This is a genomic window from Candidatus Protochlamydia naegleriophila (assembly GCF_001499655.1).
Lineage (GTDB): Bacteria > Chlamydiota > Chlamydiia > Chlamydiales > Parachlamydiaceae > Protochlamydia > Protochlamydia naegleriophila.
Genome location: NZ_LN879502.1, coordinates 199,025 through 211,443 on the forward strand (window position 1 = coordinate 199,025; position 12,419 = coordinate 211,443).

7 protein-coding genes are annotated in these 12,419 nt (G+C 41.1%); 4 read left to right on the top strand and 3 right to left on the bottom strand.

Translation table 11 applies throughout. The features are described from left to right. The first annotated feature begins 267 nt into the window (after nucleotides 1-267). The 4 genes from PNK_RS00825 (at nucleotide 268) to trpS (ending at nucleotide 4,670) form a co-directional block, all read left to right on the top strand. On the top strand, nucleotides 268-1,404 hold the full coding sequence (locus tag PNK_RS00825; RefSeq protein WP_032124828.1) for an FtsW/RodA/SpoVE family cell cycle protein: 1,137 nt from the start codon (nucleotides 268-270) through the stop codon (nucleotides 1,402-1,404). Further along, nucleotides 1,404-1,841: a hypothetical protein gene (locus PNK_RS00830; protein WP_059059700.1), complete on the top strand. Its 438-nt coding sequence runs from the start codon at nucleotides 1,404-1,406 to the stop codon at nucleotides 1,839-1,841. The genes PNK_RS00825 and PNK_RS00830 overlap by 1 nt, the downstream gene beginning before the upstream one ends. A 427-nt stretch (nucleotides 1,842-2,268) precedes the next feature. Then, nucleotides 2,269-3,459, top strand: coding sequence for an amino acid permease (locus PNK_RS00835; protein WP_059059702.1), 1,191 nt, complete (start codon nucleotides 2,269-2,271; stop codon nucleotides 3,457-3,459). Between the two features lie 146 nt (nucleotides 3,460-3,605). Continuing rightward, on the top strand, nucleotides 3,606-4,670 hold the full coding sequence (gene trpS, locus PNK_RS00840) for a tryptophan--tRNA ligase (protein WP_059059704.1): 1,065 nt from the start codon (nucleotides 3,606-3,608) through the stop codon (nucleotides 4,668-4,670). An 87-nt stretch (nucleotides 4,671-4,757) separates the two neighbouring features. Here trpS and PNK_RS00845 read toward each other — a convergent pair whose 3' ends face one another. The 3 genes from PNK_RS00845 to PNK_RS13270 form a co-directional block, all read right to left on the bottom strand. Further along, nucleotides 4,758-5,987 (bottom strand): hypothetical protein, encoded by a 1,230-nt coding sequence (locus PNK_RS00845; protein WP_059059706.1) that lies wholly within the window; start codon nucleotides 5,985-5,987, stop codon nucleotides 4,758-4,760. A gap of 230 nt (nucleotides 5,988-6,217) precedes the next feature. Next, a complete protein-coding gene (locus PNK_RS00850; protein ID WP_059059707.1) occupies nucleotides 6,218-11,479 on the bottom strand; it encodes an ATP-binding protein in 5,262 nt (1,753 codons plus the stop codon). A 322-nt stretch (nucleotides 11,480-11,801) separates the two neighbouring features. Beyond that, on the bottom strand, nucleotides 11,802-12,089 hold the full coding sequence (locus PNK_RS13270) for a hypothetical protein (protein ID WP_158021652.1): 288 nt from the start codon (nucleotides 12,087-12,089) through the stop codon (nucleotides 11,802-11,804). Nucleotides 12,090-12,419 lie beyond the last annotated feature (330 nt).

Below are 12,419 nucleotides of genomic sequence, written 5' to 3' on the forward strand. Positions count from 1 at the left end.
AACTAATGAAAGTTGTGTGGAAAATATTAAAGCCTTAGCAAACATTTATGGTAGATTCGCTAGCATACAGGTGATAGGCTTTGATCGATGACAGTCGATGATAAATGATAAGGGTCTTAATAGAAAGATATTAAGATGGTATTTTATCAACCCTATCTTATCCGCCTGGCATAGTATGTAAATGCACTAATTTTCATCAGAATTTGACTTGCGCATTCTATTAATTCTTGATATGGTACTATTTTAGCTATTTTTTTTCTGCAAGTTATGTGGAGTCCTCGTTATCTTACTCGTTTAGACTTTAGAGTCATCCCCGTTATCATTAGTTTAATGGTGATCAGTCTGCTGGTGGTATCATCTTTTACAATGGATCCATCGTCTGACCATACGGAAGAATTATTTTTAACGCCCGTTGTGCGCTCTCAAATTCAGTGGTTTGCGATTGGGCTGGCCGTTTATCTTTTCTTTGCAGGCTTTGACTACAATAAATTAAGGGAATGGACCTGGATTTTATACGTCATCGTCCTCTTGTCATTGATTGGCCTCTTTTTTACCGACTCCATTCAACGCGTACATAGATGGTATCGAATTCCCTTCATCAACATCAGTTTTCAACCATCGGAATATGCTAAATTTGTGGTGGTGGTCACTTTGAGTTGGTTTTTAGAAAGAAGGCGTTCTGATGCAGGTTCGTGGAGTACGGCTTTTTACGCAGGCATCATTGTGGGAATTCCCTTTATTCTCATCCTCAAACAGCCTGATCTAGGCACTGCTTTGGTCCTTTTTCCGATCACATTGGTCATGTTTTATTTTGGTGATTTGCGGCCATCGATTGTTAAGGCGATGACAATTGGAGGGGGGCTTGGCCTCTTTTTGGTCGCCATCATTTTTCTTGGGATTCTTCCGCACGAAACATTGCGACCCTATGCAACTAAGGTTTTAAAGGATTATCAATTTGACCGTTTGGATCCAGCCACCCACCATCAGAAAGCAGCAGCGACTGCCATTGCACTTGGCGGGCTTACGGGTACGGGATGGCGAAAAAGTGAGTTTAGTGGGCGAGGCTGGCTGCCAGCGCCGTATACCGATTCCGTTTATCCCGCTTTCGGAGAAGAATTTGGCTTTATTGGCCTTCTTTTACTCATGGTCCTTTATTATGCTTTAATCTATTTTAGTTTTCAGGTCAGTGCAGTTGCAAAAGACCCTTTCGGCCGATTACTCTCAGCTGGTGTGACGGTTTACTTGGCGATGCACATTCTCGTTAACATCGGAATGATGTGTGGCTTTTTGCCTATTACGGGTGTTCCTCTGGTTCTTGTGACTTATGGCGGATCATCTATCTTATCAACAATGATGGCTTTAGGTATTTTACAAAGCATTTATAGTCGGAGGTTCATGTTTTAATGACACAACCTGAATTTATTTTTTCTCCTGGGCTTTGGTTGGGAGAAGGTAAAATTACCTTTAGTGCTTCGCACGAGTTTATTAAATTTTATACCCGCTGGCAAATTGTGCAAGAAAGTTCCGAATTGATTCGTGCTGTTCAAGTGGTTGAAATGCAGGGAATCGATGAACAAGTCATCAACACATTTATGTTTAAAGACATCCAGCCTCATGCCTTTACCGTCTCTTTAGAAAATAGCATTGTAGGTCAAATTACCGGAACCGGCTTGCGGCAGGAAAATACCGTGGCTTGGGAATTTCGGGGACAGCGAGCTTTTGAGGGGTTCGAGGTCTATGAAAGGCAAGAAAATGGCGATTATTTTTTGCATGCCGAATATGGATCGCCCGATGAATTTCGCACAATCATCGAAGGGCTTGTTTGGAATAAGGGGGCTTAGCTTTACCCTTTTCCAAAAGCAGCATTGATAGATCCCTGAAGAATCGGGGTAAAGCCAACTTTTCTAAGCAATTGGCAATCAGTCGCTCTTCGAGTTCTTATTATTTTCTATTCCGTTACCCACAGTTCACTGAATGAAGGAACTCCTAGCCAATCATCCTTGATTGCTTGAATGTCTTTCTCCTGCAATGGTGTAGATAAATTGAGTCGCCATAAAAGGATTAAAAAAGTATACTTTGTAGCTTAAAACTTTTTTAATCTTATTGTGAGCCTTCTTTATTAATAGGCTTTTTGGCTTATGCAAGATTTACTTTGAGTAACTAGGCATTTAATGCTTCCTTTCAATAGTCATGTCAGAGACATTTTCACCTTTCTTTAAACCAAGCCTTATAAACCCCTAGAATAGAGATATTCAACCAAGGATTAGCATGGAGCATTATACAATCAAAAAAGGCAGTCTTCTCGGGGGCGTTTTACTCGTTGCTGGGTGTTGTATTGGAGCCGGAATGCTCGGGTTGCCTGTTTTAAGTGCACAAGCAGGTTTTAATCCAAGTGTTGTCATGTTTGTACTCTGCTGGTTATTTATGCTTTGTACGGGGCTTTTACTCTTAGAGGTTAATTTATGGTTTGGCGAAGAGATTAGCATCATTACTATGGCAGAACGGACATTAGGTTGGATGGGAAAAGCTGTCAGCTGGTTTGTTTTTCTTTTTCTTTTCTATTCGTTGATGGTGGCCTATGTGGCTGCCAGCGGCTCTCTGGTAACCGACTTTATTACTCAGTTAAGCGGATGCGTTCTTTATCCTGGCATTGGCAGCCTTCTTTTTTGCCTGTTGTTTGGGACTTTAATCTATCTTGGCATTGGGGCAGTCGATTGGTTTAACAGGATTCTGATGATGGGATTGATTGCGGCGTATGTATGCTTAGTTATCATGGGAATGCCTCACGTGGATGCATCCCTGCTCAAGCATCAGGATTGGGGCGCTGCGACGCTTGTTTTGCCGGCAGTGATTGTCTCTTTTGGCTTTCATAATTTAGTTCCAAGTTTGACGACCTATTTCAATAGCAACGCCAAGCTGCTAGTTAAGGCTATTGTATTTGGAAGTGCGGTTCCGCTCGTCATCTACCTTGCATGGGAATGGTTGATTCTTGGACTCGTTCCGCTATCAGAATTTAAAGAAGCCTTGGATCACGGTGAAATTGCGACTGAAGCTTTGGGAGATGCTGTTGGAGTGTCTTGGATTTTGGATATTGCTCAGGCTTTTGCTTTTTTTGCCATCGTCACCTCCTTCTTAAGCGTCGCGGTAAGCTTTGTCGACTTTTTGGCAGATGGATTATCAATTAAAAAGACTCCTGTTGGTAAGATTGTGCTGTCTGGTTTGGTTTTAGGGCCCCCCTTGCTGTGTTCACTGCTTTATCCCTCCATTTTTTTAATTGCCTTAAATTATGCAGGAGGTTTTGGAGCCGTAATATTGTTCGGAATTTTACCGGCACTGATGGTTTGGAAAGGGCGTTATACAAAAAAATTAGGTTTGCCTCAGATTGTTCCAGGCGGAAAGCCGCTTTTAATTGCCGTGATTCTCTTTTCAATTTGGATCATCGCGTTGCAATTAAATTAATAAAGGGCATCGAGTTTTAAAGCTCCAGGTGGCAAAATAGCCTCACAGACCGCAATCAATTATTGCTTTTAAGAGTCATTGTACTCAAGCCAACAAGAGCGTGTGCTTGTCAATCAAGTTAATTTAGAACAAATGGATCAATAGTCATGACTGAGAAAAAACGGATTTTAACGGGCGATCGTCCAACGGGGCTTCTCCATTTAGGGCACTATGTCGGCTCGCTCAAAAATCGCATTGCACTGCAAGATACCTATGAATGCTATATCATTATTGCTGACTTGCACACCCTAACGACAAAGCCTTCAAAAGAGGAAATCCTGTTGCTGCGCGAGAATGTGCGCCTGATGGTGCTCGATTATTTAGCTTGTGGACTCGATCCAAAAAAAGTGACCATCTATCTTCAGTCTGCCACGCCTGCAGTCTATGAGATGAATTTGATCTTTGAAATGCTCATCTCTCTTAATCGTTTAACAGGTCTTCCGAGCCTCAAGGAAATGGCACGTAATGCCCATTTGGACAATGACAGCATTCCCTTTGGCTTAATCGGCTATCCTGTTTTGCAAACGGCCGATATTCTAATGCCAAAAGCTCACCTTGTTCCGGTTGGCAAAGACAACGAGGCGCATATCGAGCTTGCTCGCGACATTGCAAGGCGTTTCAATCAGTACTATGGCGAGATTTTCCCCATGCCAGAAGTCTTGCTCAGCGAAACGCCTACTTTAATTGGAACGGACGGCAAAGGTAAGATGAGTAAGTCGGCTAATAATACGATTTTGTTATCCGATGATGCCAAGGCAGTCGAGAAAAAAGTGAAAGGAATGTATACAGATCCTAATCGTCTTCGTGCCGATACACCGGGTACCGTTGAAGGCAACCCTGTTTTCATTTATCACGATCTTTTTAATACGCGCAAAGATGAGGTGGAAGATCTAAAATCGCGTTATCGCGAAGGGCGTGTCGGGGATGTTGAAGTGAAAGCAAAACTAACGACTGCAATCAATGAATTTTTAGAACCGATCCGTGAAAGACGCAAGCTTTATGAGTGTGAAAAAGGATTAATCGAAGAAATTATTTACGATGGCACCGAAAAAATGAATGAAGTGTCGCAAGCAACTCTTAAAGAGATGCGAAATGCAATGGGAATGGGCGGCGCTTGGAATAAAATTTCAAGGGTAGCAAGAGACCGCAAAAAGCAAATGACCGGATCATAAAGCTCTGATTATTAATCCATTTAGTTCAAAATGCGCGCTGTCTTTTTTGCTAATCGAATCAGATTTCAAGCCCGTGATTGCATCCAATCACGGGTTGGACTGTTTTGTACTCTCTGACCAGCTAAAGGGATTTTTTAGATCTATATGATCTTGGCCTATATAGGTATGAGCAAATAGCTTACTTGAGCCAAAGCAAAAAGAATTTAAGCTAATGCCCTGCAAAATGCCATAGCTATGTCCTTTTCCCATGTAAAGTTTACAAAATTGATTAAATGAACGAACAAATTGCTCCGGCTCGAGTTCATACAGGCCGTAATTGGGATCGAATAGCATGGTACGACTCTGTTCTTTAATGAATACCATGGTATGGCTATGTACACCGATTTTATAAATTCCTTCTGGAATCGTTTTCAGATCGGGAAGAGTCGATTCATCGCTAATATCGAAAGTAAAATGGTTATTGTAAGAGACGTTGAATACTTTGCTGATAAATGTATAGTCTCTTAAATAGACAAGAGACTCGGCTTTTAGTGCCTCTTCTTCATCAAGCTTTGAATATTGATTGCAAAAAAGCTTCCAGTTATTCGGTGTGCTAAAAAAGAAATCTTGTAGAGCCTGAATGAAAAGAGACTGCTTTGGCGCGCCATCCTTGAAGAAATAAGCGATTTTTTCTGCACGGCTTTCTAAATTCAGCTCATTTTTAATAGAATAAAGATAAAGAATGATAAACCACCAGCTCATGCCATTGCAAACACCGGGTGCTATCCTCTGTTTGGTTATCGAAAAAGGCTTGCTAAATATCGAGACTCCCGGCAGCGAGCTGAGAGCCGATGCTTGAAATGGCTTTGATGAAAATACATAGCCATGCTGCTTCTTAGCACCATTCCGACTCTTGACGAGGCAATTCGAACTAATAGATTCATCGTCATACGAATAGGGGGTTAAGGCACGAGCAAGATTTCCAATGCACCCCAACATGCCAATATAGACGCAGGTCATCATCCTCGTATAGCCTTTCCTGAGTTCTTCAATCGAAACGTCGCAATGAATAGAGGCACATCTATCATAACTTTTATACATCAACTGATAATGCACAAAAAGTGCAAAACAGGATGCTAGAGTGATATAACAGAACTTGTAAGAGGTCAGCGTTTGTAGGGCTTGAGGTGCTTTGGGAACAAGTGTCTGAAAGTTGATAGACAATGCTTTTTGCTTCTCTAACTTTTTTGTTAAATACAAATTGGGATTTAAAAAAGCGGCAACTTGCTTTTCGGTAGTCAAACTTTCATTTAAAGAGATTTTATTATTAATTTTCACATTAATTCCTTGTTTTAAAAATAAAACAATATTTTGTTGGTGTTAATTAACAATAAAGATGGTGTTAATTTATTAATTAAATGTTGTTAAGCTTGATAGCATGAATTGGATTCAGGGATAGGGAAGGGACGCTGTGTCCTTGATGAAGGCTACCAGAGATTTGGCTCAGGAGGGATTCTTGCAAACGGCTAGATTGTTGCAAGAACCCCGGGTGGGTGGAAAGAGCTTAGCTATTTCATCTTTGCTAAGGCGTTGTCGGAAGGTTGGATTTCCTCTTCCGTATAGGAACCTGTTCCTTTGCATAGGATATTTTCTACACTGCTCAAAACAGTTGTTTTTTTACCAGGAGTGATAAAAAACGCCGTCAGCAATTCGCACATCTTATCCCTGAATACTTGGTCGTGCGTGCCTTGGCATCCTCTAATATCACGCTTAGGCTCGCTCATGTGTGTGCATTCATGAGTCAAGGTTTCCAGCCATTTCATAATTGTTGACAGATCGAGATCTTGCAGGGTGCTAAAGGGATGCTTATGTTGATGTCTTTGTCTAAAGCTGTTGAAGTACAGTCCTAATTCGCCGACTGTATTTAAGTGAAATTCGGTTGACTGTTGGAAGGTATAGGCATTGGTGCCATTCATAGCTTCGTACAGTTTAAACTGAATGGGCTTGTTTAGAAAGTATGCGGCACAGTGTTCTAAAAACTGTGCAAGTGGGTTAAATTCGGTTGGAATATTCTTCGCGATTTGTGCTTGCTGGAATTTCATGCTTGCAAGGCGTTTACAGATAGCCGATTCAAATTGACTGAGCATGGGGTCCAATGCCTGATTTAACTGTAACTCTAACTTTGTTGCTTGTATTCCATCTCTTACAACATCTTTCCAATACTCTAGAGGTAGAGTTTTGATGGCATCGATGTTATAATCGCCATTTTTGCATAAGAGCTGTGCCTCCTTTAATTTTTCACCAAGGGTGCATCGAATTTTTAAGAAAGAATGTGGGGTGCCTGGTAAGGCGGATTCGACAAGAAAGGGAATGAAGTAACTTTCGATTGTTTGTTGAAGGGTTTTTGTTATTTTGATGTCCGCTTTTTTTGCATCCTGCTCATGAATCGCTTGAATGAGCTCTAATGGGGTCATAGAGGCATAGGTAAGCTCGCCTTGCTTGTTCCTTAAAAATAGCTCGGCCACTTGTAAAAGCGTGTGTTTTTGATGGTCCACTCCATTAGAGAGTTCGCGTTGAATTTTTTTCTTAAAGTTTCCAAAATGGCTCAAATTCGAAATGTAACGGTCGAGCCCCATTGCTTGATTAGAGAAGCGGAAATCACCCCAATAGTCGTCAGAAAATTGCTTTTCTGTCTCTCCTTTGGCGAGCTTGGCGAGATAGTAGTTCATGCAGACTTTTAAGACGGCATACTGCATGATGGGCATAATACTCGTTTGGTTAACAACATGCCCACGGCTCATTGCAGGGCTTAATTTTGGTAAAAACAGACTGATTTTTAAATGGTTTTCATCAAGCTTTTGCCTAATTCTTTTAGGCACCAGATCCCAAGCTTCGTTAGGTAGGCTGCTCATTTTGATTTGATCTAAAAAAAGTCCTTCATGCATACCAATGAATGCATGAAAAGATCCTTTTGGTATTCCGAGCTCTTCGTAAGGTACCTCAGCCTCGGCAAAAGCCTTGCTTCCTGGGTTGACGTTTATTTTTTCTCCCTGGCAATAAAGATCAGGCCGGATAAAGCAGCATGAATTCATCAAGAGCGACTTGGACAAGAGAAAATCGGCAAACGGGTTTGTACTTTTCTTTCGTAGGAGAATGGTTGTTCCAGCAATAAAATGGCCTGGTGTCTCTTTGAGAGCTTGAATGAATAACGTGCCATCGTTTTCTTTCTTAAAAAATAAATCCCGTTTTTTAGTCAGATCTAGGCTTGAAATAGACGAGACGACGACTTCGTCAAATTCCTTTACAGCCGAAAAAAAGCCATTGCCGATGCGATCAGCGGTAGATGGATATCCAGGCGTCTTTAAAGCCCTAAATCCTTTTTCATCTATTCCATTTCCATTATCTTGTATGGCTATTGTAAGGTGATCTGGATCATCTAAATGAGCGCTGCAATGAATAGAGGTGCTGCCGGCTTGAATGCTATTAATAATCAATGCCTTAAAGCATGAATCATCTGCTAAGCTTTGGTGAATAGCCGCTTGAATCCGTGTTTGAGTTAAGTCTTCAGAGCCAATAAACTCTATGACTTCTTGATCCTTATGTAGCGAAACAGCGGTTTGTGGAGAAAAGATTGGAAAGGTAAAGCCATTGTCTAGAGAAGATCCGTACAAGCCAACAAAAGCTGCGTGAATGAAGGGTTTTGCACCAGGAAATAGCAGCCTAAAATGGTCCCAAAGCTTTATTTCCTCGCTTTGCCTCTTAGCAACCATCAATGCTAGCTGAGGGCTGCTTTCTATAGTAGCGAGCGTATCAAGGAAGCTGTGATAGTCTTGCATGCTTTTGAAGAACGCTTCTCCATTTTGATAGTAGCTTAGCCATCTGAAAGTCTCTGTATATTTTTTAAAAACCTCTTGGTGGTTGCATGAAGAGCGATTCATTTCGCGGTAAATCGAGTTTCTTTCTTGGTAAAATCGCAAAAGTGCGCTCAAGCTAGCATGGGTTTGACTAAGGGTGTCGATAATACTTGTATGAGGCATGTAGCGCAAGCCTCGTATAAGGACTTCGCAAAAAATTGATTCATTAATTTTGATTTTTTCGTCGTCAATTTCTTCAAACTGCTGCTTTTTTATGAGTTGGAGAAGGAAAAAGGACTCGGCCATTATTTTCTTAGCTTCGATAGGCAAATGGTTTAGAGGGGCCATATACTTCAGTAAAATGAGGCAGTCTTTTTGCCGTATCCCACGCACCAAATCTATCCTTTGCTGATAGAAATTTTTGATTACATTGTGAATGCATAGGTCGTAAGGGGCAAAAAGATGGAGCAGTTGTTCTAGCTCCGCCGGCAAACAAGAGAGCAGAAGATCGATGTGCGGGTAAAGATCTTCATATAAAGTGACTGCTATATGCCTTGCTTGAGTGCTGGGAATTTTTTTTATGAGAGCTTCAATTTTTTGGTAATCTTTTGCTCCATAATATTCTTCCATATCTTGAAATTCGCGTGATTCGATTTCGGTTAAATTGCACAAGAACACAATCGTTCTGAAGCGTTCGTAGCAGGAAATAAGATAATGGGTTGTACTTTTTTCTTGTTCGAGGCTTTCAGTGAGATTGATGGTACGTGTTAAAAATTTAAGGAAACGCTCTGCTTCAGCCTTGCCTGCCTGCTTATCTTGCATGGCTAAACAACTTTCGAGGTAGATGAATATTAATTGGATGACACCTTGAAAGCGATCTAGAGGCAAGTCTGTTGCATCTAAGCAAACGCTCTGCAGATCGAAAAAATCAAAAAACTCCGTCTCGAGCAAAAGATCCAGGTGTTTTTGCGAGGATGCGATATAGCGTGCAAACCAGTCCAGCTGATCTTTTCTGGCGCGAGGCGTTGCTGCATCCAAAATTTCCTCACCTTCTTCTTCGTCAGCTGGCGATGTGTTTCTTGGCGTTAATAGCCAACATTGAGGAAAAAGTATGTTAAAGTTAGGGTTGCGCTGGAAACTGGAAAAAGAGCCGGGTTTCTTTAGAACAGTCAGATAGTGTTCAATGCCATGCTCCTCACATAGGTCTTCAAGGGTAATGGATTCGTTGTTCATTTGAACCATTGATTCTTCATAGGCCATCAATTCATCATCTGATGGGGAGAAAGGGGTCGTGCGGTTGACTGCTGTAAGTTGATGAAGAATGATCGGAATGTCTAATTGGTGATGAGGGCTGATTTTTTGTGCCAGCCACAAGTTAAGTAAAAAGAGATTAAACTTGCTGGCTTCCATAGTGCGAGAATTCAAAAGATCTTCGCGGATAAAAAGCTGTAGGCGGCCTTGCATGCTTTTTAGAAATACCGGATAGGCCGCAGTCATTTTGGGGAGCAGATATATTTTTTTTCCGTGGCCTGCGTCAATGGATTCCAGCTGAATTCTTTCACAGTAATTTGGATGAAGAAAGATTACTTGGGGGAGTTTGCTGGCATCGCCATCAAAAATATCTGGAAGAATTAGCTCATTGGGCTTTAGGGAAAGCGCTGTTTGCCATTGAGTGATAAGCGGGATGAGTTCGTTTTGGTGAGGAGCAATCAGAGGATAGAGGCTATTGAATAAAGCTGCTTTAAGAGAGGCGGGGTATTGAGGAGAACTTATTATCGCTTGTACGAGTTCTTGTATAAACTGCTGAATATGCGGGTCTTTAAAATTTACAGAGGCTCTTTCAACTGTTAGGTTGAGGTTATGAAAATTAATGGCGATGGTTTCTAACACGCTTCCTGGCAGGCTTTCTTCACAAATAAACCGCCCTTTTTCATAAATCAGTAGTTTGCCATTGGAATGACTTTTAGGAACAAAATAAAGGGTTCCTTCTTCCAATGGAACAGATTGAAAGGAGGCAGAGTTGTTGATCTGTTCGTTGTTGAGGAAAATAGGCGTTCCTTCGACAAAGGCAAATGCTGTTTTCAGATAGTTAATAATGCGATTTTTCTCTTCTTCAATCAAAGGGGAGTTAATGCAAAAATGAGTTCCCATTGTTGTTTTAGTGCTTTCGCGGATGTCAAGAATGAGCTGTTGCTTGCACTCTTCGAATACCATTTGAATAGCTGTTTGTTGTTGTTTTGTATGAACAACAAGGCTTTTAGTGTGCTGGGGAAGAGTTTCAATTACAGCCTGGTTATCCTCTAGAGGGTTTTTTTGAGGAATGTAAGTGAAGCGGTAAATGCCTTTTCCTTGATTGTTATGGAAGGGAATATCTAGCTCTAGAAAACCCTTGCTGCCCACTTTAAAGCCTGGAAATAGCCGGTTGCGCTCAAAGAGCAGGTAATAGAAAGGGGTATAGCCTCCCTGTCCAAATCTTCCGGAGATGGTTTTAAATTCTTCTTGAGACTTGGAAAATGTGCGTGAAAGAGATTGTCCAAGGACAAAAAAGTAGGGAAGCGACTGCCATCCCATTCCATCACCGCAATCTTGAATTTCAAGTGTAGAACCATGGATGGAAATAGAAATGGGATGATGGCGCTTCAAGGCTCTTCCTTGTGCATCGATTGCATTGGAGATTAATTCTCGGCAAGCTTCTATTGCAGGGTCGACCATTTGATGAAAAATAGCATGTTCAATCGAATGAGAGACTTGTTGAACGCTATTCGGCTTTTGCATCTGATTTTTTAAGCGTTGAATGAGTCCTTCCCTCGTTTGAATGTCTTCTGGATTAAGTGGTGTCAGCCAATTCACAAACTCATCGAAATTTAAAAATGGTTGGCCTGTTAAAACCCTGGCTAAAGAAAAAAGCTCTGCAGGCTTGTTTGAAGAAGTAGATTGAGTCGTATTGGCTGAAGTATTGATAGGTTGTATGTGCATCGCAAGCCCTTCTTTTGATGGTTAAGAGAACTGTCATGGAAATGAAGATGAGTGTATTGCCTTAAAGACACACTTAAATTTTGCAACTGCGTCGCAACGGTTACGCGGTTTATGCAGCCGGTCTATTGGCAACATCCCGATTGTTTCCATCCAGCAATGTCTTTTTTGATCCATTGGTCTGAAAATTGTCATAAAACATCGCGCATTTTTTGTTTTTTAGTTTTTTAAATTAATTTTAAAAAATACTATTTTTTTTTGTTTGTAGATTAATTGGTATCAAAGATTGTAGAATATTTTTTTGCATCCTGACACTGGCTTTCAATTAAAAAATTGTGCGGGTGAGGGTCGAGATGGCAAGAAACGGTGTTGGTGAGTCGGGGAATGACGGATGTAATCTTTTCCATAAGGGAAAGAATGACGTCTGGCAAAGGTATTTTGGCTGGCTCGCAAAGATAAGGCATGCTGGTAATAAGTAAAAATGGCTTGATAGGGGGCAGAATTGATGAGTCAGCTGTTTGCCCGATAGATGGAAGGCCTTGACGGCTTTGACGATGCGTTGGCGGGATAGGCTGTCCAATTCAATGCTTTGAGAATCAATAAATGGGGTCATGATAACTGGATCTCTGGGATCATCCCATAAAACGGGGAGCAATGTCAATATCAGCCGCTTGCTTCGTGCACATATACCAAAGAGGGAACTGAATTAACGTTTGCCGTAAAGAGGCCTTATCAATGTCGGCATAAATGCAAACATTCAAAAAGGTAAATAAAATATAAAAGATTTAATTAATTTCATGATTGTTTCTTTTCTTGAGCCATGATCTTGTTTAAAAAAAGGGTGTTTTTTTAACAAAAATCCCTTTATTTTAGATATGATAAACTACCTGAATGGTAGGCTGTAATGCAGATGAAAAAGCATGTTTTTTAGTGCGTGTATCAA